This is a genomic window from Haloarchaeobius marinus (assembly GCF_051207415.1).
In the GTDB taxonomy this organism is placed as follows: Archaea; Halobacteriota; Halobacteria; order Halobacteriales; family Natrialbaceae; genus Haloarchaeobius.
Window position 1 is genome coordinate 578,996 of the sequence record NZ_JBPKGD010000002.1, and the last position, 25,390, is coordinate 604,385.

The window sequence follows — 25,390 nt, forward strand, 5'->3', positions numbered from 1 at the left end:
CTAGTCGCCCCTGAGGGTGTGACAGCTTCGACAGCGTGCCTCGTAGGACTCCTCGGCACCGACGAGGATGGTCGGGTCGTCCCGGTGGGCTGGTTCGCCGTCGACGAACCGCTGGTTGCGCGTCGCCGGTTCGCCACACACCGCACAGATGGCCTGCAACTTCTCGACGTACTCCGCGATTGCCATCAGCTGGGGCAGGGGTTCGAACGGCTCGCCCCGGTAGGTCAGGTCCGTCCCGGAGACGATGACGCGCCGGCCGTCGTCCGCGAGGCGCTGGCAGACGTCGACCAGGTCCGCGTCGAAGAAGTTCGCCTCGTCGAAGGCGACGACCTCCTCGCCGTTGAGGTGGTCGAGGACGTCCCAGACGCCCTCGCCCTCGGACTCGACTGCGACGGCGTCCCAGATGCGCCCCTCGTGTGAGCCGACCGTGTCCGCGCCGAACCGGTCGTCGAGCGCGGGCGTGAACACCGCCACGTCCTGTCCGGCTATCTCGGCCCGGCGGAGGCGACGGAGCAGTTCTTCGGTCTTGCCCGAGAACATGCTGCCCGAGATCACCTCTACCCACCCGCTGTTCGTGATGGCGTGCATTCGACCCAAACCGCGCAAGCCGACCCTATAGACGTTACTCTCTCAGTTCGCACCGACGTTCTCCTGGCTCTCGAAGGAGTGGGGGTCGGGTTCGATGTGGGCGTACTGGACGGCCCGGTGGCCGAGCGTCCGGACGCGCTCTTCGAGGCCCTCGTCGACGAACTCGTCGCCGTCGAACGCGTCGTAAGCGCTCGGGATGGCGGCCTGGTGTGGGATGACCCACGCGTTCAGCGCCCGACAGACCGACCGGAGGTGTTCGAGCGCGGTGACGGGGAAGTGTCCGCCGGCCACCGCGAGCAGGCCGACGGTCTTGCCGTCGAACTCGTCGAAGCCGCAGTAGTCGAGTGCGTTCTTCAGCGGGGCGGCGTAGGACCCGTGGTACATCGGCGACCCGAGCACCACCGCGTCGGCCTCGCGGACCTGTCGGGTGAGTTCGGCGGCGTCGCCCGCCTCGTCGTCGTCGGCGTCGAACACCGGGAGGTCGTACGTCCGGAGGTCGACGAGTTCGGTGGTCGCGCCCGACTGTTCCGCCGCGTCGAGGGCGACCCGGAGTGCAGCGCGCGTGTGACTGCCGTCTCGAAGGCTCCCGCAGACGGCCGCGACGTGGGTGTCCTCTGGCATGGACGATAGGTCGAACGCCGGAGTGAAATAATGCAAGGTGACGTGACCGCGACGACGCGTCGTCGGACGGGGACCGGTGGCCGGGGTCGACGGTCTCAGAGCTGTATCTCGGTCGCCCGGTCGCGGTAGGCCTCGAACTCCCGCGTCAGCCAGTCGACCGCGGCGTCGGCCGTGTTCCGGACGACGACCTGGACGCCGTTGTCGGTGTAGAGGCCGAAACTGGCCTCGGTGGTGCCGTCCTCGTGGTCGACGAGCATCAGGCCGAGTGGCGGCAACTCGTCGATCTGGTAGATGCTGACGTTCTCCGGGAACTCCTTTCGCATGTACTCGGCGTACGTCGTCGTCAGTTCGGTCAGGGCGTCGGCGCTGAACACCAGGTCGGTGTCCATCCCCTCGTTCTGGATGCGGTCGTCGAACGTCTCGACGTACGCGCCGTGGACGGCGGGGGAGACGCCGCGCACACGCGCCGCCGTCGAGACGAGGTCGAGCGTCTCCTGCATCGCCTTGTCCGGGGCGTGGATGTCCGCCCGCGTCACCTCGCCACCGAGGAGCATCACGGGGTCGACGATGTCGTGACGGGGCAGCATCGGGAGCCAGTCGTCGGCGCTACAGATGGCGTCTATCGAGCGCTCGAACGCCCGGAACTGGTCGAAGACGAGCCGTCCCGGGATGGTCAACTCGAAGCCGTCGTCCCCCCGGTCGACCAGTCCAGCGACCTCGAGTTCGCGGATGGCCCGGTCGACCGTCGACCGGGCGACCCCACAGTCCGACGCCAGCGCTGGCTTCTCCTTGGGCGAGTCCTGGAGCGACGCGAGGAAGGAACGACGTTTCGACAGCAAGCCCATCGTCTCGTCCACGTCGTCACCACCCATACCGTCGAGAAGTGGGCGGACTGACATACCTATTACGGCACATTTCTTAGCGACGGAGGTCGGCGGTCCCGGCGTCGTCGTCGACGGTCACGAGGCCGTCGTCCGCGAGGTCGGCGAGGAGTCCCCGGAGCCACTCCCGCCCGTGCTCGCCGTCCGGCGAGTAGTCGACGCGCACGCGGTGGCCGAGCGTGTCCACGTCGAGTTCGCCGTGCTCCCTGAGCGTTCCGACGATGCGGCCGCGGAACTGACGCCGACTCCCCTCGAACTGGGGCTGGGTCGGCACGTCCGGCGCGGTGAAGTCGCCCGTCTCGTAGGCGTGACACCACTCGCGCCACGGACAGCCAGCCTCGTCGCAACTGGGCACCTTCTCGCATGCGACCCCGCCGAGTTCCATGATGGCGTTGTTCCAGACGCGGGACTCGCCTTCGGGCATGAGGTCGTTCGCGACGCGCTCGAAGGTGGCGTCGTCGTCCGGCACGTCGAAGGCCCGGTACAGTACGCGCTTGACGTTGGTGTCGACCACCGCGTCGCCCGCGTCGAACGCGAAACTGGCGACGGCGTTGGCGGTGTAGGGCCCGACGCCCATCAGGTTCTGGAGTTCGTCTGGCGTCTCGGGGAACGACCCCTCGTACTCCGCGACCACCTGTCGTGCAGCCTCGTGGAGGTACTTCGCGCGGTTGTTGTACCCGAGCGAGTGGTCGGTCCAGAAGCCGACGACGTCGGCCCGGTCGGCGTCGGCGAGCGCCTCGACGGTCGGCCACTCCGCCAGGAACTCGCGCCAGGCGACGACGACGCGCGAGAGCTGGGTCTGCTGGCTCATCACCTCCGAGACGAGTATCTCGTAGGGGTCGTCGGTCAGTCGCCACGGAAAGTCGCGGTGGTCGGCCTCGTACCACTCGACGAGGGCCGACCGCACGACAGTGCGGTCGACGTCGTCAGGGAACGTCCACGCCTCCGGCGTCGTCATGGTGTCGTCGGGGCTTGGGATGGGCCGGGTTTATCCCTGCTGGTTCCGGCGGCGACGACTCGGAAAACAGCAGATTCCTTTACCCCTGGGTGAGTGTGTCGGTACGACTGCAGCATGAAGGTCCAACTACTGGAAGCCACGGAGGACCCCGAGGAACTCGTCTGTACCGGGGCGCGCAACGACTACTACGGGGGGTACGTCGGCGACGAATCGTTCGAGACGGTGATGGAGGGCATCGAGGGCGACAGCATCGAGGAGAAGAAGGAGACGCTCATCGGTCATCTGCTGAGCCACGGTCACTTCGGACCGTTCGAGCATCCACAGGCGACGTTCGCCGTGAAGGGCATCAGCCGGTCCTGCATGGCCCAGATCACCCGCCACCGACACGTCAGCTTCGACGTCCAGTCGATGCGGTACGTGGCGTTCGACGACGTCGACCCGGCGGACGTCGCGGAGGGCGAACTCGTCGTCACGCCCCCGTCGGCGTCGGACCCGGACTGGGTCGGCCGGAACCAGAAGACGGGCGCCGTCGACGAGGAGGCCGTCGCCGAGCGCGAACGAGTGTTCGAGGAGTCCGTCTCGCGGAGCGTCGAGGAGTACCAGCGCCTGCTCGAACTGGGGATGCCCCCCGAGGACGCACGGTTCGTCCTCCCCATCGGCACGAAGGTGAACATGGTGATGTCGATGAACGTTCGGATGCTCATGCACGTGGCCGACATGCGGGCGGCGGCGGACGCGCAGTGGGAGATACGCGAGATGACCGAGCGCGTCCTCGAACTCGCCAGCGAGTGGTGTCCCATCACCTTCGAGTACTACGAGGAGCACATGAAGAACCGGAAGAACCGTCTCGCGCCGTAGGCGTCGCGGCGTCGGCACTGGCCGTGAACGGGCGGACAGACGCCGAAATCCGGTGCATCAGGCGCGTCGCCGGACAGCGGAGAGAGACAGAGCTGGCCGGGCCGAAGCGGCTTCACTCGTCGTCTTCGTTCTCGTCCTCCTCGTCCGAACCGCGGACGAGCTGTGCCTGCTGCTGGGCACCAGCCTGCTGGTCGCTGGCGTGCGGCCCCTCGATGAGGGACCCGAAGTCGTCGACCTCGTCGTACTTGTCCTGGTACATCAGGGCGATGCGACCCTTCTTCGTTATCTCGTACAGGCCGGACCGTTCTGCGGGCCCGATCTTCCGTACGAGGCCGTAGTCGGCCAGGACGGGCAGTCGGCTGTTGATGTTCTTTCGGCTCTTGTCCGTGTGGTGCGCGAGGTTCGTCGCGACGTTGCGACCCTCGGATTGCAGGGCTTCGAGTATCAGGAAGTCAGTCGGTTGTCGTAGTCTCACTGTAACACGCTCCGTATTTTCTTGTACGTAATTCTTTGGCCCTCCTTTTATTTCTATCTAATGGCAATTCGAGCGGTGCATAACCAATGGAGATTTTCGGCGGTAATTTTATGTGGGGGTAACTACAATCCCAAGTCAGGGTGTGACGGCAGGCCCCCGAACGTCGTTCGGGACCCGTCTGCTGCCATCCACCCTGACTGGACGACCCCCACCCCACCCCCTATCGCGACTCTGGTCAGAGGCACACCCCAACCACCACCACCACCGAACCACCACAGATCGACGCGTCCCCACCACTCATTGCGTCGACGACTGGGGCCCGCCGGGTGCTGTCATCCCGCACGGGTCCAGTTTTTTGGTGTCACTGGACGAATCACGGAGTCGTGACGCACACGTTCGAACTCTACGAGGACGCTGCCGAGCGGTATCGCTGGCGACTCGTCGCGAGCAACGGCGAGATCGTCGCCGACAGCGGCGAGGGGTACGCGACGCGCTCCAGTGCTCGCGAGGCGGTCTCGCGTATCCAGGACGACGCACCCGACGCGGTCCTGCCGTCGTTCGACGACACGCACTTCGAGGTCTTCGAGGACGCCGCGGGCCAGTACCGCTGGCGACTCGTCGCGAGCAACGGCCGCATCATCGCCGACAGCGGCGAGGGGTACGCGAGCAAGTACGGCGCGCGCGACGCCGCCCGACGGGTGCAGGGACACGTCGGCGACGCCGAGACGACCGAACGGGAGGACTCGTGACCCGGACGCTGGTCGTCCGTGATGGGACAGTCGTCGACGTCGACGGCGCGCGCGAGGCGACGGTGGTCGTCGAGGACGGCGAGATAACGCACGTCGGTGACGACCTCGACCGGGACGTCGACGCCGACCGGACGGTCTACGCGGACGGTTCCTACGTCGCCCCGGGCCTGGTCGACGCACACGTCCACCTGACGATGAACGCCGGGCCGGACCCGGCGAGCGACGTCGACGAGTCGACCCCGTTCCTCTCCTATCGCGCCGCCCGGAACATGCGTTCGGCCCTCTCCGCGGGCGTCACCACGGTCAGGGACCTCGGCACGCCCGACGGCATCGCGTTCGAGGCCGCCCGGGCCGTCGAGGAGGGCGTCGTCCCCGGCCCGCGGGTGCTCGCCTGCGGACGGAACGTCGTGATGACCGGCGGCCACGGCCACTGGTTCGGCCGCGAGGCCGACGGCCGCGACGAGGTCACGAAGGCCGTACGCGAACAGCTCAAAGGCGGCGCGGACGTGGTGAAGTGCATGGCCACGGGCGGCGTCCTGACGCCGGGTGCGAACACGGGCGCACCCGAACTCACGCCCGACGAACTCGAGGCGCTGGTCGACGCCGCGAGCGCGAAGGGCGTCCCGACGGCCGCACACGCACACGGCGTCGACGGCATCCTGAACGCCGTCGCAGCGGGCATCGACAGCGTCGAACACGGGACGTTCATCGACGAGGCGGCCGCCGAGGCGATGGCCGAGGCGGGCACCTGCTGGGTCCCCACCGCGAGCGCGCTCTACGGCATCGTCGACAACGCCGAGGACGCGCCGATTCCGGACTACGCCGTCGAGAAGGCCCGCGAGGCCCAGGTCGCCTTCGAGTCCGCCTTCGAGCACGCACTCGATGCGGGCGTCCGAATCGCGATGGGAACCGACGCTGGCACGCCGTTCAACGAGTTCGCCGACATCCCACGCGAACTCGAGTTGCTCGTCGAACACGGACTGACGCCCGAGGAGGCCTTCGAGGCGGCGACGACGACCGCTGCCGACCTGCTCGGCGTCGACGCGGGTCGCGTGACCCCCGGCGCGAGCGCCGACCTCGTTCTCCTGCCCGACGACCCGCGCGAGGACGTGTCGGTCTGGCGATCTGTCGAAACCGTAATCGCACGCGGGGAACTCGCGAGGCGATAGCCTAGCGTTCTTTATCCCTCCCCGAGTAAGGGGGGACGAATGCGACGGTTACTCCGTGTTGGAACCCTCGTCGTCCTCGTCGTGACTGCGGCCGTGCTCGCAACCGGCCCCCTCCCGGTACTCGGCGCCGAGCACGACCCCGGAGTCGCAGCCCCGGACGCATCGGCGTCGGCGGATAGCCTCCAGCAATTCGACCGCACACAGTTCCGTATCGAGGTCTCTGCGAACGGTTCGGCCCGGTTCACGATCCGTCACGAGCGCCAGCTGGCGAACGAGTCCGAGCGCCAGCAGTTCCAGACGTTCGCCGACGACTTCGAGTCGAACCAGACGGAACTGTACAGCGATTTCACCCGCCGCGCGCGAGACCTCACGACCTTCGGAACCAACGAGACCGGTCGGAACATGACCGCGACCGACTTCCGTCGGAGCGCGACCATCGAACCGAGCTTCGACCAGGACGTCGGGGTCGTCAGGATGTCGTTCCGCTGGACGGCCTTCGCGAGGACGCCCGACGACCGCGTCGTCGTCGACGACGTCTTCGAGGGCGGGTTCTACATCGGCCCGAGCCAGTCGCTCGTGTTCGAACCCGGCGACGGACTGGCCTTCGAGGCGGTCGAACCCGCCGGGGAGTTCTCCGGCAGTTCGCCAGCCGACAGCGACAGCGTCACGTGGCAGGGCGAGCGCAGCTTCTCGGACCAGCGTCCGCGCGTCGAGTTCGTCTCCAGTTCCGGCGGCGTCGGCCCGACGGACTCCACGACCCGGCCGGGCAGCGGACTCGGGTCCGACTCGATTCCCATGCTCCCGGTCGTCGCCGTCCTCGCCCTCGTCGGCATCGCCGGGGCCGCCGTCTGGTGGCGCTCCCGGGACGACGGTGCCGTGGACACGGCCCCGGGCGACGCCGGCGCGGGCGCCGTCGCACCGCGAGACGAGGGCGACGGCGTCACGCCCGAACCCGCGGTCCCCGACGAAGAACTCCTCACGGACGAGGACCGCGTCGTCGAACTGCTGAACGAGAACGGCGGTCGGATGCGCCAGTCCGACATCGTCGAGACGACGGACTGGTCGAAGTCCAAGGTCAGCATGCTCCTCTCGGACATGGAGGACGAGGGCCTCATCAGCAAACTCCGCGTCGGCCGCGAGAACATCGTTAGCCTCGCCGGCCACGAACCCGACGCCGCGGGGTCGCCCTTCGAGGACGTGGAGGGCGAGGACGGGTCCGACGACGAACGCTAAACAGCACCACGGCGACGAGGAAACGCAAGCGTTTTACTTGTACCTGCGAAAGCAGGTGGTGTACACGAACGCTCCGTTGGTGTAGTCCGGCCAATCATCTTGCCCTCTCACGGCAAGGACCAGGGTTCGAATCCCTGACGGAGCACTCCTCTCCACTCTCGACTCTTCTACCGGCCGGTCTGGCACTACCGAATACCGAAGGCGGTACGCCCCTCCGGACGTGATTCGTTCGGGAGGACGGCCTGGCGACCCTCAGAACAGCGCCCGGTCGCTCCGGACGCCGAGGAACGCCCCGACCGCGAGGACGACGGCGAGGCCGACGGTAGGCCAGAAGCCGACGCTCGCGTCCACGCCGAAGGTGGTCAGCAGGGTGAACAGGAGGAACGTCGGGAGGACGACGCCGACGGTGACGAGCCACGGGGTCGCGAGCGCGTCGCCGAACCGCCCGGCGCCGGACCGGAACTCCTCGATGGAGTCGCGGCCGACGACCCAGCCGACGAAGACGAGGAAGGCGGTGAGTCCGGCCGTCAGGAGCGTGTCGACGAGGGGACCGGCGACGAACTCGAAGACGGCAGGGGAGAAGGCGCAGACGCCGCCGGTGACGACGACCAGTGCACCGACGAGTGCGGTGGCGGGTCGGCGGTCCATCCCGTGTTCGTCGACGAGGTAGGCGACGGGAATCTCGAGCATGCTGATGGACGACGAGAGCGCGGCGAGGACGACGACGCCGAAGAAGGCCGTCGCGACGACGGTGCCGGCCGGGAGGTTCGAGAAGGCGTCGGCGAGGCCGATGAACAGCGCGCCGGGCCCTGGGGCGGTCTCGGCGGGGTCGACGCCCAGCGAGAAGAGCAGCGGGAACACCACGAGGCCGGCGAGGACGCCGACGAAGGTGTTCAACACGGCGATGGTCGTCCCGTCGAAGGGGAGCGACCGGTCCTCGCCGAGGTAGGAGGCGTAGGTCACCATGGTCCCGGCCCCGAGCGAGAGCGTGAACAGCGCCTGTCCGGCGGCGGGCCCGAGGACGGTGAAGAAGTTCTCCCGGACGGTGGTGAGGTCGAACCGGAGGTAGAACTCGTAGGCTGCGGCCGCGCCGGACTGCGTGGCGGCCCAGGCGGCCAGTCCGACGAGGAGGACGAGGACGGCGGGCATCATGACCTTCGTGCCGAGTTCGATGCCGCCACGGACGCCGACGACCACGATGGCTGCGGTCAGGGCGAGAAAGAGCAACTGGAACGCGAAGGCGTCCAGTCCCGCGGCGACCCCGCCGAAGTACGGTTCGGGCGCGGCGAAGTACGCCGGTTCGACCCCGACGATGCCGAGTGCGCTCTCGCCGAAGTAGCGCAGTATCCACCCGCCGACGACGCTGTAGAACGAGATGAGGCCGACGGCGGTGACGACGTAGAACAGGCCCCACGTACCCCAGGTATCGGAGCCGGAGAGGGCCCGCAACGCGCCCACCGGACTTCGCTGGGTCCGGCGGCCGATGACGAACTCGGCGACCAGACCCGGGACGCCGACGAGGACGACGATGCCGAGGTAGACGAGCAGGAACGCACTCCCGCCGTTCTCGGCGGTGATCCACGGGAACCGCCAGATGTTCCCGAGACCGACCGCCGACCCGACGGCAGCCAGGATGAAGCCGATGCGCGTGGCCCACGTCTCTCGTACCATTGTATATCACTCACGTGGTTCGCTGTAAGTGGGTTTCGAACGCCGAGACGGTCAGCCAGCGACGAACGCGGTCCTCGAACCGGTGGGCGACCGCCGAGACGGGGAGTCGGTCGCCACGTCACCGACCCGGACCCCGGCTACGTGACGGTGAAAACCGCCCGACTGGGTCGGGGGTCCCTGTCCTCGCAAGGTCGGTCAAAACTGCATTTCAGCTTGGGATAGTTGAAAGGCCCCTCGTCTCTAACCGGTAGGTGTGCCCCGCGACGCTTCGGCCCTCCACGCCGACGCCGCCGCCCCGAACCGTCGCCCTGAATGACGCGGGTCGCCTCGCGACCCACAGGCTCCAATCGCACGTCCGGGGCACGCGACGGACGAGCGACCCCGACTCGTCGGCCCTCACTCTCGCGCCCGGTACACCACTGAACCTCCCCACAGACGCGAGAGTCCCCGGTCCACACTGCCGACGCAGGTGGCGACGGCGCTCCACCCGCGCCGCCTGGGTCGGCCTCCGCACCCTCTCTCCGGGACGTTCGTAATCCTACCTACGAACGCACCCCGCGTTCGACGGGGCTGATTGCTCTGTCGACGTGGACACCAGAGAACAGCAGCCGTGACGGGTTAGTCCGTGATAGGTTAGCGGGCCGGCTACTCCAGCACGATGAGGACGTCGCCCATGTCCACGCTCTGGCCCTCGTCGATGGCGATCTGGGTGACGGTCCCGCCGCGGGACGCGACGACGTCGTTCTCCATCTTCATCGCCTCGAGGACGACGAGCACGTCTCCGGAGGCGACCTCGTCGCCCTCGTCGACCTCGACCGAGAGGATGGTACCCTGCATCTCGGCCTCGACGGTCTCGCCGTCGCCCTCGACCTCGACGCCGGCGCTCGCAGCGCTCCCGCCGCCGCCACCGCCGCCGGCGTCGCTTCCCCCACCGCCGTTGCCGCCACGGGGTGCAGAACGGGACCCGCCGACCGGCATCGCGCCGCGTTCTTCGAGGTTGACCTCGAAGCGCTTGCCGTTGACCTCGACGGTGAACTCGCGTTCGACCACCTCTTCCTCCTCCTCGCCGGCACCGGCCCCTGTGCCCCACTGCGCCTGTGCCTCTGCGATACGGTCGCGGTCGACCTCCTCGTCGAGGTACTTCGTCGTGTGCGTGCCCTCGACGAAGCGCTCGTCGGTGAGCATCAACCGGTGGAACGGGACGATGGTCGTGACGCCCTCGATGTCGTACTCGCGGAGGGCACGGAGCGAGCGCTCGATGCACTCGTCGCGGTCGGACCCCCAGACGATCAGCTTCGCGATCATCGAGTCGTAGTCGGTGACTATCTCGTCACCCTGCCGGAGCGCGTCGTCGACCCGAACGCCGATGCCGCCCGGCGGGTCGTACGTCGCGAGCTTGCCGCCCGGCGCGGGCGAGAACTCGTTTGCGGCGTTCTCGGCGTTGATCCGGAACTCCATCGCGTGGCCGTCGAGGTCGACGTCGTCCTGTGAGAAGTCGAGTTCCTCGCCGGCGGCGACCTCGAGCTGCCACTTGACGATGTCGATGCCGGTGAGTTCCTCGGTGACGGTGTGTTCGACCTGGATGCGGGTGTTCACCTCGAGGAAGTAGAACTCGCCGTCCTCGACGAGGAACTCGACGGTGCCGGCGTTGACGTAGTCCGAGGCCTGCACGCCGCGCCGGGCGGCCTCGCCGATCTGCTCGCGCAGGTCGTCGGAGAGCACGGGCGAGGGCCCCTCCTCGATGACCTTCTGGTGTCGGCGCTGGAGCGAACAGTCGCGTTCGCCCAGGTGCCGGACGTTCCCGTGCTGGTCGGCGATGATCTGGACCTCAATGTGTCGGGGTTGTTCGAGGTAGCGTTCGAGGTAGACGGAGTCGTTGTCGAAGTACGCCTCCCCCTCGCGCTTGGCCGACTCCAGCTGGTCGGCCGCCTCGTCGGCGCTCTGGACGACTTTCATGCCGCGGCCACCGCCGCCCCCCTCGGCCTTGATGGCGACCGGGTAGCCGTGTTCGTCGGCGAAGTCGGTGACCTCCTGTGGGTCCTCGACCGGGTCTGTCGTCCCGGGAACGATGGGAACGTCGGCCTCCTGCATCACCCGCCGGGCCTTCGTCTTCTCGCCGAGTTGCTCCATGGAGTGAGCCGTCGGACCGATCCAGGTGATGCCGTCCTCCGCCTCGACCTTCCGGGCGAAGTCCGCGTTCTCCGCCAGGAAGCCGTAGCCGGGGTGGATGGCGTCCGCGTCGGCCTTGTGCGCCGCCTCGATGACGGCGTCGTGGTCGAGGTACGAGTCGGCCGCACGCGCCGGCCCGACGTTGTAGGCCTCGTCGGCGTACCGGACGTGCCCACCGTTCTTGTCCGCCTCGCTGTAGACGGCGACCGTGGAGACGTTCAGCTCCTCACACGCGCGCATGACGCGGACTGCGATCTCCCCTCGATTCGCGACGAGAACCTTCCTGAACATTCTTGCCGAAACAATCTCGGACTACCCACCTTATTTTGTCGGTTCACGGTCCCCCGCCGCGTTCGTCCCCGATCCGACCGCGGTCCGCGACGGGCGGTCACGAGCGCCCGTGGGTCGGGTCAGGCGAGTCGTCCGGCGAGGGCGACCGAACCCGCGCCCAGGAGCGCGAGGACGCCGGTGACGGCGAGCGCGGGCTCGTAGGTGCCGGTGGCGTCGTAGACGGCGCCGGCGGCGCTCGGCGCGACGAGGCCCGAGACAGCGAACGCCATCGAGACGAGTCCGAACACGGCGTTGATGTTGTCGCGACCGAAGAGGTCGGCCGTCACGGGCGAGAGGAGCGCGCCGTTCCCGCCGTAGGCGAGTCCGTAGAGCGCGGCGACGGCGATCAGCACCGCGGACGACCGGACCCCGAGGAGCGCGAGCGTCGCGACGCCCATGACCGCCGAGCACGCGACGAACACGCGCAGTCGGCCGAGCGTGTCCGCGAGGTGCCCGATGGCGACCCGGCCGATTGCGCTCGTCGTGCCGAGTGCGGCGAGTGCGGTCGCGCCGCTCGCACGACCGATGCCGACGTCGACGGCGTGCAGGACGAGATGCGCGAGGAGCACGTAGAGCGACGCGTACACGAGCACCCAGCCCGCGAAGAGCGCGGCGAACGGTCTCGACGCGGCGAGCGGGCGGACGACCGCGTACTGTTCGCGGAGCGACTGGCGGTTCGCGACCGGGACGGCACCGCGGAACTCCCCGGCCGGTGGGTCGACGTCGACGGACGCGGGGTCGTCCCGGACGACGAGGGCGGCGACCCCCAGCACTACGGCGGCGAGGGCGGCGAGCGCGACGAGCGCGTCGCGCCAGCCGGTTCGCGCGATGATCCACGTTGCGGCGGGGACGACGGCGAGCATGCCGACGCCCAGGCCGGCGGACGCGATGCCGCCGGCGAGTCCGAGTCGACGGTCGAACCAGCGCGTCACGGTCGCGTACGACACGACGTAGACGACGCTCAACCCGACGCCGGTCAGGACCCCGTACGTCAGGACCAGCTCGAGGAGCGAGTTTGCTCGGCTCGCGAGCGCGAGTCCGCTCGCGGTCCCGACGAGTCCGACGAGGAGGCTCCGGCGCGTCCCGTATCGATCGACGAGGACGCCGATGACGCTCGCGCCGACGTACAGCGCGACCGTCTGCACGCCGAACGCCAGCGAGGTCGCCCCCCGGTCCGCGTCGAACGTCTCCAGCATCCGTTCGAGGAACACGCCGAAGGAGTAACTCACGCCGAAGAGGACGAACGTCCCGAGGAAGCACGCACCGGCGACGTACCAGCCGTAGTAGGGACGACGCATGTTGGGGTGAATGGGGCCGATGTACGGGTCGAGGGAGTCGAGGGCGGTGGTCGGTTCGGCAGTTCGTTGCCGGTCAGTACCGTCACGCGAAGGCGGTCAGTTCGGTGGGTTCCGGGCGGTCAGTACGGGAGCACGTAGAGGATCACCGCGAGGAACGGGATGAGCGCGAGCAGCATGGCGATGGCGTACCCGAACATCTCGCGGGCCTTGATGCCCGTGATCGCGAGCAACGGGAGCGCCCAGAACGGGTTCAGGAGGTTCGTGTGAGCGTCGCCGACCGCGTACGCGATCGTCGCCTGCCCGACGGGCACGCCGAGGTCCTGCGCGGCCCCGATGATGGACGGACCGAGCACGATCCATTCGCCGCCGCCGGAGGGGACGAACAGGTTGACGACCGCCCCGGAGAGCCACGCGACGACGGGGAACGTCGCGGGCGACGAGATGTCGATGAGCGACTGGGCGACGAGTTCGGCGAGTCCGGACGACGCCATCATGCCCTGGATGCCCGCGAAGAACGGGAACAGGAGGATGATGCCGGCGGCCGCGGTCGCTGCGTCCCCGAAGCGGTCGCGGTACACCTGTGGGCGCAGGTAGATGAGGACGCCGGTCATCAGGAACCCGAAGTTGACGACGTTCAGACTGAGTGCGTTGATGCCCATCTGGATGAACTGGTAGACGACGACGCCGACACCGGTGACTGCGATGATGAAGCCGAGGACGCGACTGTTGTTGATGCGGTCGGCCGGAACCGTCTCGGACGCGACCGGCGTGCCGCCGTCGGCGACCTCCTCGCCGGGCGAGGGACCCGACGTGCCCGTCTCGAGTTCGCTCTCGTCGACGTAGTGCGAGATGCCGCGTGCGTCCTCGCCGCTCGGCGTGAGCAGGTAGAAGACGGCCGACGCGTACACGATCGAGACGAAGGTGAGTATCAGCGCGTAGGGATGGAAGATGGTCTCGGACGCTGGAACGACAGCGTCGAGAACGCCCTGGCTGATGAACTCGTTCCCTTCGGTGGCGATGAGAAGCGGTGCGGACGCGGACAGCCCCCAGTGCCACGTCAATCCGAGTCCCATGTATCCCGCGACGCAGAGTACGGGGTAGTGGACGTCGATTCCCTCCTCGCGCGCGGTCTTCCCCATCTCTCGCGCGAATATCGCACCCAGGATGAGGCTGAGTCCCCAGTGCACCCACCCGAGGAGCATCGTCACGACCGCGACCAGCACCACGGCCTGCTTCCCCGTGCTCGGGAGTAGCGTCAGGCGCTGGATGCCCGCATTCACGCGCGGGTGGTACGCGACGACGAATCCCGTCATGAGGATGAGGACCATCTGCATCGAGAACTGGAGGAACGCCCAGAACCCGCCGTACCAGTACCCGACGAGTTCCCCCGGGCCTGCGTCTGTCGTCACCAGTCCCGCGACGAACACGATGTACGTCAGGATGATCGCGAACAGGAACGGACTCGGCATCCACCGTTCGACCCACGCCGACAGTCGATAGCCAAGTCGCTCGATGAACGTTCCACCAGTGTCGCCGCCAGTGTCGCTCGTTGCCATACACCACGCATTCAGTCCGACCTGTCATAAATTCTGCCTCCACAGCTCGTCCTCGAACGCGCCTCGATTCATCGCCGTCCGTGCCACCAGCGCGAACGCTCGTCCGCCGATGACCCAAAACGTGTACTGACCCTCGTTCGGTATCGTGAACCGGCGACGGACTGCGTCGCCAACGAAAGGATGGGGTCCGATTCGAGCGCGTGACCCGGACGCTCTTGCCGGACGCGAAGGTCACGCTCGACCCCGGACGGGTGGAAATTCGCGTGAAGAAGTAGACGCCGTCAGAACCGGTCGACGCGCCCGGACGCTGCCCAGGCGTTCGTCGGCGCGCCGTCGGGGACACGGGCGCTCCAACCGACAGTCCCCCGGAGCCGACCGGCGTAGGCCCACTTCCGGCCCTGCCACGTCTCCTCGTCGGCCTCGCTCTCGGCCTCGCGTTCGAGGTCGCGGAGGTGGGCACCGACGACGGCAGCGATGGCGGCGGCCTCGTCGGCGGTGGCGTCGTCGGGCACGTCGAGCGCGTTGAGCAGGTCGGTCATAGCGGGATGTTGCCGTGTTTCTTGTCGGGCTGGTCCTCCCGCTTGCTCTTGAGCATGTGCAGGTCGTCGATGAGGCGGGCCCGGGTCTCCGTCGGTTCGATGACGTCGTCGAGGAAGCCCTTGTCCGTCGCCGTGTAGGGGTTGGCGAACTCCTCGCGGTACTCCTCGATGAGTTCGTCACGGAGTTCGTCGGGGTCGTCCGCCTCAGACAGTTCGTCCCGGTAGAGGATGTTGACCGCGCCCTGCGGGCCCATGACTGCGATCTCCGCCGTCGGCCAGGCGTAGTTCACGTCCGCGCCGAGGTTCTTCGACGCCATGACGCAGTACGCGCCGCCGTAGGCCTTCCGCGTGATGACCGTCAGGAGTGGTACCGTCGCCTCGGAGTAGGCGTACAGCAGTTTCGCCCCGTGGCGGATGATGCCCCGGTGCTCCTGGTCGGTGCCGGGCATGTACCCGGGGACGTCGACGAACGTCACGATGGGGATGTTGAACGAGTCACAGAAGCGGACGAACCGCGACCCCTTCATCGACGCGTCGACGGTCAGCGTGCCGGCGTTGACCCGCGGCTGGTTGGCGACGAGGCCGACGCTACGGCCGTCGAGACGACCGAAGCCGACGACGATGTTCTTCGCGAAGTCCTCCGCGACCTCGAAGAACGAGCCCTCGTCGACGACGGCGTCGATGACGTTCACCATGTCGTAGGGTTTCTGGGGGCTGTCCGGGACGATGTCGAGCAACTGGTCGTCCCGGCGCTCGGGGTCGTCCCACGGTTCGACCCGCGGCGGGTCCTCGACGTTGTTCGACGGGAGGTACGAGAGCAGGTCGCGGATGCGGTCGAGCGCCTCCTCGTCGGTGGCGCAGTTGAACTGCGCGACGCCGGTCTTGCTGGTGTGGGTGCCGGCACCGCCGAGTTCCTCGTGGGTGACCTCCTCGCCGGTGACCGTCTTGATGACGCCCGGCCCGGTGATGTACATGTGCGACGTGTCCTGCACCATGAAGATGAAGTCCGTGATGGAGGGCGAGTAGACCGCCCCGCCGGCACAGGGACCCATGATGCAGGATATCTGGGGCACGACGCCCGAGGCCTGCTGGTTCCGGTGGAAGATGTTCGTAAAGCCCGCGAGCGACTTCACGCCCTCCTGGATTCGCGCGCCGGCCGAGTCGTTGAGGCCGACGATGGGCGCACCGACCTCCATCGCCATGTCCATGACCTTCGTTATCTTCTCGGCGAACACCTCGCCGAGCGACCCGCCGAAGACGGTGAAGTCGTGGGCGAAGACGAACACCTTCCGTCCGTCGACGTCGCCGTAGCCCGTGACGACCCCGTCGCCGAGTATCTTCTTCTCCTCCATCCCGAAGTTGTGGGAGTTGTGGGTGCGGAGCTGGTCGAACTCGTGGAAGGTCCCGTCGTCGAGGAAGTACTCGATGCGCTCGCGGGCGGTCATCTTTCCCTTCTCGTGCTGAGAGTCGATGCGGTCCTCACCGCCGCCGAGAAGCGCCTCGCGTCGGAGTTCCTCGAGTTCCTCGATGCGGTCCTCCATCGTCACGGTGACCACCCTGCAGTCATTGGTCGAACCGTCGCCCACCGGGAAGAAAAGGTTTCCGTACGACGCAACTGGGTCGCCCGCCGTTCGTGGTACGGGGTCGACCCGTACTCGCGTCACCGGCCGGATTCGTAGCGGGCCGGGAGACACCCGTTCACCGACCCGGGCCGGGGTCGACGGGTCGACCGGGCCTGGCCCCTCAGTCGAAGTGGACGAGGGGTTTGATGATGTCGTCCTCCTTGGTGTCCATCAGGTCGAACGCCTCCTGAATATCGTCGAAGTCGAACTCGTGCGTCGTCATCTTCGTCGGGTCGACCCGGTCGCGTTCGAGCAGTCTGAGGAGTCGCTTGAGGCGCAACCGGCCGCCGGGACAGAGGTCCGTCACGATGGATATCTCGGCCATCCCGACGCCCCACTCTGCACGGGGGATGTGCCGGAACTCGCCCTCCCCGTGGTAGCCGACGTTCGACACCGTCCCTCCGGGCTTGACCGCCCTGATGCAGTCCTGTAGCGTCCCGTCGCTCCCGAGGGCCTCGATGGCGGCGTCGACGCCGTCGCCGTCGGTCAGGTCCATGATGGTCTCGACTGGGTCTCGCTCCTGGAAGTCGGCGACGTGGTCCGCCCCGTACTCCCGTGCGAGTTCCTTCCGGTTCTCGACGGTCTCGACCGCGATTATCTCGCCTGCGCCCTGGAGGGCCGCGCCCCGTGTCGCCATCAGGCCGACGGGTCCCTGTGCGAACACGGCCACCGTGCCGCCGAGTGGGATGTCCGCGTTCTCGGCGGCGGCGAACCCGGTACTCATCATGTCGGTCGTGTACGCCGCCTCGTGGTCGCTGATGCCGTCCGGGATGTGGGCGAGGTTCCCGTCGGCGTCGTTGACGTGGACGTACTCGGCGAACGTCCCGTCCTTGACGTTGGCGAACTTCCACCCGCCGAGGGCCTCGTTCGACTGGGACGGATGGCCGTCCTGTGCGGCCTCCGAGTTCCAGTCTGGGGTTATCGCCCCGACCACGACACGGTCGCCCGCCTCGAAGTGCTCGACCTCCGACCCGACCTCGTCGACGGTCCCGACGACCTCGTGTCCGAGCGTGAGGTTCTCCCGGTCCCCGATGGCACCGTGGACCGTATGAACGTCCGAGGTACAGACGAGGCCCGCCGTCGGTTCGAGTATCGCGTCCATCGGTCCCGGTTCCGGTCGGTCCTTCTCGACGACCGTGGTCTTCCCGATGCCGTCCATTACGAATGCTTTCATGACGAATCTCCGTTATTAACTGCGACAGATGGTAGCAAAGGCGTTGTTGTGGAAACGACAGGGACGGATACCACTCGGCACCCGGACGGTCGCACCTTCCGACCGGACTACCGACCAGGAACGTACGTCTGCGAGGCTCGGACGAGCCACGACGGGTGACCCCCGGTTCGACCCGGGCGTCCGGTCCACGCACGGGAACCGACCGAGGAAAGACACTTCCGGGCAGGAGGCGACGTCCCTGGTATGCGAAGCGAAGCGGAGATCAGAGAGCAGTACGAGTTTCTGAAGGAGGAACTGGACGACGAGGACATGAAACACGAGGGAGTGAGGCAGATGTTCACGTACTACAAGCGGGCGCTGGGCTGGGTGCTCGAAGAGGAACACATCTGACGGAGTCGTCGGACTTTTCTCGCCGCCCCGAGAGAACCGTGGCATGGACGTACGAATCGCGGGTGACGGACCGGCCGCCGAGGCGGTGGCGGCCGCGCTGGCGGACGCGACGGCGGAACCCGAGGAGACGACGCCGGAGGGGATCGCCGGCGCGGACCTCGCCGTCGTCGTCGGGCGGGTCGGCGACGAGTCGTTCGGGACGGCGAACGAGGCGGCCGACGGCCCGTGGCTGGCGGTCGAACTCGGCGGCATCGGCGGGTTCGAGGTCGCCGGCGTCGACGCCGCCGTCTCCGGACTCGCACCCGGACGGGGCTGTTTCGACTGCCTGCGCGCCCGCGTCGGGTCGAACGCGAGCGAGACGGACGGGGGCGTGGCCGACCCGCCGACGGCCCGCCTCGCCGGGGCCGTCGCCGGACGCGAGGCCGTCTCGGTCCTGACCGACGACGCCGACCCGGTCGGTCGGGTCCACGAGTTGCCACACGCGGACCGGCAGTTCCTCCCGGTGCCGGGGTGCTGTGGCCACCGCGAGGGTGGCCTCCGCCACGACTACGAGGAGGTGACGCTGGACGAGGCCGTCGACCGGGCCGAGCGCACCCTCGACCCACGGGTCGGACTGGTGAGCGACATCGGCGAGGTGGAGTCGTTCCCGGCGCCGTACTACCTGGCGACGAACGCGGAGACGCAGGTGTTCTCGGACGCGAGCGCCCCGAAGCAGGCGGCGGGCGTCGACGACGACTGGAACGCCGCGTTCATGAAGGCCGTCGGCGAGGCGCTGGAGCGCTACAGCGCGGCCGTCTACCGGTCGTCGTCGTTCGAACGCGCGCCGCCGGGGATGGTCGAGGGCGGCATCTCGCCGGACGACGTGGTCCGACCGGCCGACGCGCCGGCGGTCGCCCCGGACGAACCGATTCCCTGGACGACCGGCGAGAACCTCGTGACGGGTGCTGAGGTCCCGGTTCCGGCCGAACTCGTCCACTTCCCGCCGCCGGAGGAACGCTATACGACGGCCATCACGACGGGACTCGGACTGGGGAGTTCCGGGGCGGGTGCGCTCGTCGCCGGCCTCACGGAGGTGGTCGAACGCGACGCGACGATGCTGGCGTGGTACTCGACGTTCGAACCGCTGGAACTGCGCGTCGAGGACGAGGACTACCGGACGCTCGTCCGACGCGCCCGCGCCGAGGACCTGCAGACGACGGCGCTCCTGACCACGCAGGACGTGGACGTGCCTGTCGTCTCGGTCGCCGTCCACCGAGAGGGCGGGGAGTGGCCCCGGTTCGCCGTCGGGTCGGACGCCGGACTCGACCCGGTCGACGCGGCGCGGTCGGCGCTCGCGGAGGCTCTCCAGAACTGGATGGAACTCCGGTCGATGGGCCGGTCGGGGGCGGCCGAGGACCCGAGCGCCATCGCCACCTTCGCCGACTTCCCGTCGGCTGCGGGCGACTTCCTCGACGCCGGTGGGCCAGTCCCGGCGTCGAGCGTCGGTCCGGCGGACGCCCCGACGGGCGAGGCGGCCGTGGACGCCCTGGTCGAGCGCGTGACCGACGTGGGGTTGACGCCCTACGCGGCCCGGGTGACGCCACCGGACGTCGCGACCGCCGGGTTCGAGGCGGTCCGGGTGGTCGTCCCCGGCGCGCAACCCCTGTTCACCGGCGACCCGGCGTTCGGCGACCGGGCAGCGCAGGTGCCCGAATCGCTCGGGTTCGAGGCGCGGCCGAACCGCCGGCACCACCCGTACCCGTGAGGGCCGCCTGACGGGTGTATTCGCGCCGAATTCGGCCGTTCAGTAACTTTAAGGAGGATACGCTCCTCTGTACGGATGGTGTGTCAATTTCTACCATGACAGACATTTCGGCGGAAGGGGGAGAGGCAGTATCGGAGTTCGATCTATCCTGTGCCTCCTGTGGCGGTTCGTTGTCGCGGACGACCGTCTCCGGTGACGTGGTACCAGTACCGGTCGAGAGCGACGTGGTGGTCGTCGCGGAGTGTACGGACTGCGGGAGTCGGTACTTCCCGAAGGAGACGCTGGACGCGCTCTAGACGTACAGCGTCGCCCGGACCATGTCCCGCGTGCCGGGGCCGAGGCCGACGGCGACGATGGCGACGAGCAGCATCACCGTAAAGCGCGGACTGTCCTCGAAGACCGTCTCGTCGAAGACGTAGATGACGAACGTCGCGGCGACGAGTTTGACCAGCAGGAACGGGAACGCGTCGAGGTACGCCGGCAGGTACTGCCCGGCGACGTCGACGATGAACCGGTTGACCGGGTGCTTGCCCGTGAGGTTCGCCTCCCCGGTCAGCGTCGGCATCAGGTTCAGGCCGACGAAGTTCGCGACGCCGTCGACGGAGTGCGCCCAGAGGACGACCAGTCCCATCAGCCCCGTCCCGGCGTTGATGCCGGGTTTGAACCGCTCGATGAGGTACCACGTGACGCCGGTGGCGACGGTCGCACCGACCAGGACGACCAGGGTCACCTGGGGGTAGAACGAGACGTAGTCCTGGGTCACGACGGCCCAGGCGAAGTACGCGAGGTTCAGGACGAGGATGCCCGTCCCGATGGCGAACAGGGGGTACTCGAAGTCCCGGTCGACGGCGTTCCGGGCGAGGTAGACCGCCGCGACGACCGCCGCGAGCGCTATGAAGAAGACGGTGAAGTAGATGATTGGGCTGATGAGCAACGTGTTAAGCGGGTACTCGAAGATTGGCGACGGAGCCTCGGCCGGCGAGACGCCGTTCTGGATGGCGACCTCGCGGGCGAAGCGCGCCCTGTCGTTCACGTCCTCGACGACGCGGAGCGTGCCGCCGAACAGCATGAACGGGAACAGGCCGTAGAACAGCGCCCGGAAGCGCGTGATGCGCAGTCGCTCGACCAGCAGGGCGACGCCGACCAGCATCAACAGCAGGATGAGCGCGTAGCCGATCTCGGAGACGACGGTGTAGCCGGGTTCGGCGACCGGCCCGAGGTCTGCCGGCACCGACGCACAGTTTGCGGGCTGTATCTGGTCGCCGTTGGCCCACGCCGCACACTCCCAGTTGTGGGCGTCGGCGTAGACCGGCCCCCAGAAGTACTGCCAGACGAAGTTCGCGTACACCGCACGCGGGAACAGCACCGAACCGATGCCGAAGACGGCGACGAGCAGGCCCACCGCTCCCGCCCAGGCCCGGGCGACGCCGATGCGGTCTAACAGGTCACTCATACTCCGAGGGGCGAACGGACGGGCTATTACCCTTCTGGTCTCTCCGCTCGCCGGCACCGCCCACTCACTCCCGACCGGACCGGATCAGACCGGTAGCTCCTCGGACTCGTGGGGCGTCCCGAGGATGACCATGGTCTGAGAGCGCGCGAAGCCGTCCATCTGGGCGATGCGGTCGAACATCAGTTCCCGGAGTGCGTCGGCGTCCTCGGCGTACACGCGGGCCATCACGTCCCACTCGCCCGTCGTCAGGTGGACCTCCTGGACGCCCTCGATGTGTTGCAGGCGCTCTAACGTGTCCTGCTCTCGTCCCTGCTCGACCCTGAGGCCGATGATGGCCGAGATGCCCAGGCCGATGGCCTTGGGGTCGAGTTTCGCGTGGTAGCCCTGGATGATGCCGGCGTCCTCCAGTCTGCCGACCCGGTCGTGTACCGTGGCACTCGACATGTCGATGCGTCTCGCTATCTCGCTGAACGTCGTCCGCGCGTTCTCCTGCAGGATGCGTAGTATCTGCCGGTCCGTGTCGTCGAGTTCCATACGCCGGTGGTCTTCCCCCAGGGAGAAAAACGCGACCCTCCTCAGTCGGTCCGGACCCCCTCGACTGCCCGGGCCGCCGCCAGCGCCTCGTCGTGAACCGCGCCGTTCGACGCGACGAGGCCGCGACTGTCGTGGGTCCAGCGGTCGCCGTCGAGGTCGGTGACCGTGCCGCCCGCCTGCCGGACCATGTGGACGCCGGCAACCGTGTCCCAGGGGTTCGCCACGACGTTGGTCACCGTCGCCTCGAACGCGCCGGCGGCGACCATCCCGAGCGTGGCCTGGGCACACCCGACGCGACGCATGTCGCCGAACCGCTCGACTATCTCCCGACACGCGGTGGCGTACTCGTCGCGACGGTCGGGGCCCCACCAGATGGTCGGACAGACCACGGCCCGGTCCGGGTCGGTCACGTCGCTGACCGTCAGTTCCGTCCCGTTCAACGTGACGCGACCGTCGTCGGCGAGGTAGACGTCGTCGAGTGCCGGCATGACGGTCGCCGCGGCTACCGGTTCGCCGTCGACGACGGCCGCCACGCTCGTCGCCCAGACGTGGATGCCCCGGACGTAGTTGTTCGTCCCGTCGATGGGGTCGATGACCCACGCCGCCCCCGACCCGGGAACGGTCTTGCGTTCGTCCTCCTCCTCGCCGACGATGGCGTCGTCGGGGAACTCGTCCCGGATGGTCGAGACGACCTCCGCCTGGGCGTCCCGGTCTGCCTGCGTGACCACGTCGGTCTTCCCGTCTTTCTCCTCGACGGGGATGTCGGTCCGGAAGTGCGCGGCGGCGACCGCCGCCCCGGACCGCGCCGCACGCTCGACGAGGTGGGCACGGTCGTCGTAGTCGGTCATGCCCGAACTCGGGAGCGCCCTGCAAAAAGGCCCTCCGGTTCCCCGGTTCGACGGCCGGCCGGATACACAGGAGCGGCGTCGGAGTCCGTGGCTGTCGCTGGTGAATCTGGGCCCGTGACGTGAAGAGTTTGCGAGGGCAAGACGCTCCGTCTTGCCGCATCGTCCGGGATTCGCCCGGAGGCGATGCGAGGGAAGGGATTTGAACCTCGGTCGCAGGGAACCTGCTCCCTGGCTCAAATCCTCCCCTCGTGCATTCTGGCACTCGCGTTCGTTCGTGCCAGCATGCGAGGGAAGGGATTTGAACCCTTGGACCACCGGAAGGCGGTACGTTCGCGATGCTCACGCACCGCCTTCCGAGCCGCCGTTCGCTTCGCTCACGGCGACTCTACAGGAGCGGCGTCGGAGTCCGTGGCCGTCGCTGGCGAGGCGGGGGCAGTGAAGTGAAGGGTTTGCGAGGGCAAGACGCTCCGTCTTGCCGCATCGTCCGGGGTTCGCCCCGGAGGCGATGCGAGGGAAGGGATTTGAACCTCGGTCGCAGGGAACCTGCTCCCTGGCTCAAATCCTCCCCTCGTGCATTCTGGCACTCTCGTTCGTTCGTGCCAGCATGCGAGGGAAGGGATTTGAACCCTTGGACCTCTACAGGAGCGGATCTTGAGTCCGCCGCCGTTTCCAGGCTTGGCTACCCTCGCACGCAGGTAGAGTTCGACGGTGGGGGAGGTAAAACGTTGCGAACCACGGTGCGCGCTGTCGCTTCCGAACCGTGCTCCGGCGAGTCCGAAGCGTTACCCGGTCGGCACCCATACGACCCGTCGATGGACGACCACACGCGCGACTCGTCGGTCGCCCCGCCCGAAAGTGGGAGCCCGACGGGGTGGCGACCGGCCGACGGCGTCTGGGAGCACGCGACGCTCCGGCGCGCGCTGGTCCACGGCGTCAGACTCTACAACTCCGGCGACTACCACGAATCGCACGATTGCTTCGAGGCCGAATGGTACAACTACGGCAGCGGCTCTTTGGAGTCGAAGTTCCTCCACGGGATGGTGCAGGTGGCCGCCGGCGCGTACAAGCACTTCGACTTCGAGGACGACGGCGGGATGCGCAGCCTGTTCGGGACCGCGCTCCAGTATCTCCAGGGCGTCCCGCCGGACTACTACGGCGTCGACGTGCTCGACGTACGGACGACGCTCACGAACGCACTGGAGGACCCCGGGGTGCTGCACGGCTGGCAGATCGAACTGGACGGAGAGTTCCCGACCGCGCGCGAGCGGGACTTCGAGTACGCCGAGGGGCTGGACTGAGCGGCCCGTCGCCCACCGCCGGTTCAGGCGTCCTCACAGGTCTCCTCGACGGCGAGTCGCCCGTCGGCGTCGACCAGCCGGAACGTGATGTCGTCGCTCCGGCTCGCCTCGGTTCGAAACGCGACGTCTATTTCTCCCGTTACGCGCTCCGTTCCGGACCCACCGGCCCCAGACAGTCGCTCGTGAGGCCGACGACGCCGGTGACCGACTCCAGCACGGCTCGGCGGTTCATTCGCCAGCCATCCTTCGCACGTGGATCACAAGGGCGTGCCGGTCAGGCCGTGGTGGACTCCTCATCGCCGTCTCCGTCCCGCTCGCGGCTCACGACCCAGATGCCGAGCGCCATCAGCGCGCCGCCGACGGCGAAGCCGGGCCCGAGCGTCTCGCCGAGCAGGGCCGCGCCGAGCGCCGCGCCGACGACAGGCTGGGCGAAGAAGAACACCGAGATGGTCCCGGCGGGCACGTACTCGAGGCCCTTGTACCAGAGGTACCACGCCGTCGCGGTGGCGCCGACGCCGAGGTAGAGCACGGCGAGGACGGACGTAGCGTCGGTCGGGAGCGACGCCAGCCCGCCGGGCGTCCCGGCGAGTTCGACGGCCGACAGCGCGCCGAGCATCGGCACCGACGCGACGGTCGCGTACGTCGCGGCGGTCAGCGCCGAGTAGCGACGGACGACGCGGACGCCCTGAACCGTGTAGGCGGCCCAGGCGACGCTCGCGGCGAGCAGGAGCGCGACGCCGAGGAGGCTCCCGGAGCCGAGCGCACCGAGGTCGTACTGGCCGGCGACGACGGCGACGGTGCCGGCCAGCGCGATGGCGATGCCGGCGGCCTTCGCCGGGGTGACGCGCTCGCCCAGCGCGACGGCGCCGAGGAAGACGGTGGCGACGGGCGTCAGCACCGTCAGCAGCGACGCCTCGCTCGCCGTGGTCAGCTCCGTGCCGACGAACTGCGTGGCGTTGGTGAGGGTGACCCAGCCACCGAGCGCGGCGAACGTGGGCCAGTCGGCGCGCTCGACGGTCGAGCCGGTGCCCCCGGCGTCGAGAACGAGCAGGAGGACCGCCCCGCCGACGACCACCCGCAGGAAGCCGAGCGTGAGCGGCGGGATGCTGCCGAAGCTCCACTTGCTGACGACGTACATTCCGCCCCACAGCGCGGCGGCTGCGAGCGGTGCGAGCGCGAAGACGTAGCGTCGGATGTCGGTCACTGGTGGGGAAGCGGGGGATGAACGCGGC

24 protein-coding genes and 2 tRNA genes are annotated in these 25,390 nt (G+C 68.2%); 9 read left to right on the top strand and 17 right to left on the bottom strand.

Features of this window, described 5'->3' with window-relative positions; all coding sequences use genetic code 11:
- The 4 genes from ACSC1W_RS09000 to ACSC1W_RS09015 all read right to left on the bottom strand — a co-directional run bounded on the left by ACSC1W_RS09000 (window position 1) and on the right by ACSC1W_RS09015 (window position 3,048).
- Entirely contained in the window at window positions 1-588 is a 588-nt protein-coding gene (locus ACSC1W_RS09000; RefSeq protein ID WP_435346789.1) for a thymidine kinase, read from the bottom strand.
- A gap of 42 nt (window positions 589-630) precedes the next feature.
- Window positions 631-1,209 (bottom strand): NADPH-dependent FMN reductase, encoded by a 579-nt coding sequence (locus tag ACSC1W_RS09005; RefSeq protein WP_435346791.1) that lies wholly within the window; start codon window positions 1,207-1,209, stop codon window positions 631-633.
- Between the two features lie 95 nt (window positions 1,210-1,304).
- Window positions 1,305-2,081: a helix-turn-helix transcriptional regulator gene (locus ACSC1W_RS09010; protein ID WP_435346793.1), complete on the bottom strand. Its 777-nt coding sequence runs from the start codon at window positions 2,079-2,081 to the stop codon at window positions 1,305-1,307.
- 46 nt (window positions 2,082-2,127) lie between these two features.
- Window positions 2,128-3,048, bottom strand: coding sequence for an HhH-GPD family protein (locus tag ACSC1W_RS09015; protein ID WP_435346795.1), 921 nt, complete (start codon window positions 3,046-3,048; stop codon window positions 2,128-2,130).
- 114 nt (window positions 3,049-3,162) lie between these two features.
- Here ACSC1W_RS09015 and thyX point away from each other — a divergent pair, with 114 nt between their 5' ends.
- Window positions 3,163-3,906 carry an FAD-dependent thymidylate synthase gene (gene thyX, locus ACSC1W_RS09020; RefSeq protein ID WP_435346797.1) on the top strand — a complete coding sequence of 248 codons (744 nt, stop codon included), beginning with the start codon at window positions 3,163-3,165 and terminating at the stop codon, window positions 3,904-3,906.
- 112 nt (window positions 3,907-4,018) lie between these two features.
- Here the strand turns inward: thyX and ACSC1W_RS09025 are convergent, their stop codons facing one another.
- On the bottom strand, window positions 4,019-4,381 hold the full coding sequence (locus ACSC1W_RS09025) for a winged helix-turn-helix transcriptional regulator (protein ID WP_435346799.1): 363 nt from the start codon (window positions 4,379-4,381) through the stop codon (window positions 4,019-4,021).
- Between the two features lie 383 nt (window positions 4,382-4,764).
- Between ACSC1W_RS09025 and ACSC1W_RS09030 the strand changes: the two genes are divergently transcribed.
- The 4 genes from ACSC1W_RS09030 to ACSC1W_RS09045 all read left to right on the top strand — a co-directional run bounded on the left by ACSC1W_RS09030 (window position 4,765) and on the right by ACSC1W_RS09045 (window position 7,677).
- Window positions 4,765-5,130 carry a YegP family protein gene (locus ACSC1W_RS09030; RefSeq protein ID WP_435346801.1) on the top strand — a complete coding sequence of 122 codons (366 nt, stop codon included), beginning with the start codon at window positions 4,765-4,767 and terminating at the stop codon, window positions 5,128-5,130.
- Window positions 5,127-6,299, top strand: coding sequence for a metal-dependent hydrolase family protein (locus tag ACSC1W_RS09035; protein WP_435346803.1), 1,173 nt, complete (start codon window positions 5,127-5,129; stop codon window positions 6,297-6,299). The genes ACSC1W_RS09030 and ACSC1W_RS09035 overlap by 4 nt, the downstream gene beginning before the upstream one ends.
- Window positions 6,300-6,338: 39 nt before the next feature.
- A complete protein-coding gene (locus ACSC1W_RS09040; RefSeq protein ID WP_435346805.1) occupies window positions 6,339-7,532 on the top strand; it encodes a helix-turn-helix transcriptional regulator in 1,194 nt (397 codons plus the stop codon).
- Between the two features lie 70 nt (window positions 7,533-7,602).
- A tRNA-Glu gene (locus tag ACSC1W_RS09045) sits at window positions 7,603-7,677 on the top strand.
- Window positions 7,678-7,784: 107 nt separating this feature from the next.
- On the opposite strand, the gene ACSC1W_RS09050 is transcribed toward ACSC1W_RS09045, so the two are convergent.
- The 7 genes from ACSC1W_RS09050 to ACSC1W_RS09080 form a co-directional block, all read right to left on the bottom strand.
- A complete protein-coding gene (locus ACSC1W_RS09050) occupies window positions 7,785-9,203 on the bottom strand; it encodes a sodium-dependent transporter (RefSeq protein WP_435346807.1) in 1,419 nt (472 codons plus the stop codon).
- 645 nt (window positions 9,204-9,848) lie between these two features.
- Window positions 9,849-11,663, bottom strand: a complete 1,815-nt coding sequence (locus tag ACSC1W_RS09055) for an acetyl/propionyl/methylcrotonyl-CoA carboxylase subunit alpha (RefSeq protein ID WP_435346809.1) — start codon at window positions 11,661-11,663, stop codon at window positions 9,849-9,851.
- Between the two features lie 119 nt (window positions 11,664-11,782).
- Entirely contained in the window at window positions 11,783-13,000 is a 1,218-nt protein-coding gene (locus ACSC1W_RS09060) for an MFS transporter (RefSeq protein WP_435346811.1), read from the bottom strand.
- Window positions 13,001-13,119: 119 nt separating this feature from the next.
- Window positions 13,120-14,556: a short-chain fatty acid transporter gene (locus ACSC1W_RS09065; protein ID WP_435346812.1), complete on the bottom strand. Its 1,437-nt coding sequence runs from the start codon at window positions 14,554-14,556 to the stop codon at window positions 13,120-13,122.
- A 281-nt stretch (window positions 14,557-14,837) separates the two neighbouring features.
- A complete protein-coding gene (locus ACSC1W_RS09070; RefSeq protein ID WP_435346814.1) occupies window positions 14,838-15,095 on the bottom strand; it encodes a DUF8022 family protein in 258 nt (85 codons plus the stop codon).
- The gene (locus ACSC1W_RS09075) at window positions 15,092-16,636 is read right to left on the bottom strand and encodes an acyl-CoA carboxylase subunit beta (RefSeq protein WP_435347672.1); all 1,545 of its coding nucleotides are present in this window, start codon (window positions 16,634-16,636) and stop codon (window positions 15,092-15,094) included. Before ACSC1W_RS09075 ends, ACSC1W_RS09070 begins: the two co-directional genes overlap by 4 nt.
- A gap of 202 nt (window positions 16,637-16,838) precedes the next feature.
- Window positions 16,839-17,891 (bottom strand): NAD(P)-dependent alcohol dehydrogenase, encoded by a 1,053-nt coding sequence (locus tag ACSC1W_RS09080; RefSeq protein ID WP_435346816.1) that lies wholly within the window; start codon window positions 17,889-17,891, stop codon window positions 16,839-16,841.
- Window positions 17,892-18,134: 243 nt separating this feature from the next.
- On the opposite strand from ACSC1W_RS09080, the gene ACSC1W_RS09085 reads away from it, so the two are divergent.
- The 3 genes from ACSC1W_RS09085 to ACSC1W_RS09095 all read left to right on the top strand — a co-directional run bounded on the left by ACSC1W_RS09085 (window position 18,135) and on the right by ACSC1W_RS09095 (window position 20,321).
- Window positions 18,135-18,281 (top strand): DUF8555 family protein, encoded by a 147-nt coding sequence (locus ACSC1W_RS09085; protein ID WP_435346818.1) that lies wholly within the window; start codon window positions 18,135-18,137, stop codon window positions 18,279-18,281.
- Between the two features lie 43 nt (window positions 18,282-18,324).
- Window positions 18,325-20,025, top strand: a complete 1,701-nt coding sequence (locus ACSC1W_RS09090; RefSeq protein WP_435346820.1) for a YcaO-like family protein — start codon at window positions 18,325-18,327, stop codon at window positions 20,023-20,025.
- Between the two features lie 95 nt (window positions 20,026-20,120).
- Window positions 20,121-20,321, top strand: coding sequence for a DUF7479 domain-containing protein (locus ACSC1W_RS09095; RefSeq protein WP_435346823.1), 201 nt, complete (start codon window positions 20,121-20,123; stop codon window positions 20,319-20,321).
- Here the strand turns inward: ACSC1W_RS09095 and ACSC1W_RS09100 are convergent.
- From ACSC1W_RS09100 to ACSC1W_RS09115, 4 genes are all read right to left on the bottom strand, one after another.
- Window positions 20,318-21,478, bottom strand: coding sequence for a DUF63 family protein (locus ACSC1W_RS09100; RefSeq protein WP_435346825.1), 1,161 nt, complete (start codon window positions 21,476-21,478; stop codon window positions 20,318-20,320). The two genes, ACSC1W_RS09095 and ACSC1W_RS09100, sit on opposite strands and share 4 nt — an antisense overlap.
- 84 nt (window positions 21,479-21,562) lie before the next feature.
- Window positions 21,563-22,012 (bottom strand): Lrp/AsnC family transcriptional regulator, encoded by a 450-nt coding sequence (locus ACSC1W_RS09105; protein WP_435346827.1) that lies wholly within the window; start codon window positions 22,010-22,012, stop codon window positions 21,563-21,565.
- 41 nt (window positions 22,013-22,053) lie between these two features.
- A complete protein-coding gene (locus tag ACSC1W_RS09110; RefSeq protein ID WP_435346829.1) occupies window positions 22,054-22,860 on the bottom strand; it encodes an inositol monophosphatase family protein in 807 nt (268 codons plus the stop codon).
- Window positions 22,861-23,465: 605 nt separating this feature from the next.
- Window positions 23,466-23,549, bottom strand: a tRNA-Leu gene (locus tag ACSC1W_RS09115).
- 123 nt (window positions 23,550-23,672) lie between these two features.
- Here ACSC1W_RS09115 and ACSC1W_RS09120 point away from each other — a divergent pair.
- Window positions 23,673-24,158, top strand: coding sequence for a DUF309 domain-containing protein (locus ACSC1W_RS09120; RefSeq protein WP_435346831.1), 486 nt, complete (start codon window positions 23,673-23,675; stop codon window positions 24,156-24,158).
- A 274-nt stretch (window positions 24,159-24,432) separates the two neighbouring features.
- On the opposite strand, the gene ACSC1W_RS09125 is transcribed toward ACSC1W_RS09120, so the two are convergent.
- Complete coding sequence (locus ACSC1W_RS09125; protein WP_435346833.1) at window positions 24,433-25,362, bottom strand: DMT family transporter; 930 nt, start codon at window positions 25,360-25,362, stop codon at window positions 24,433-24,435.
- Window positions 25,363-25,390: the final 28 nt, after the last annotated feature.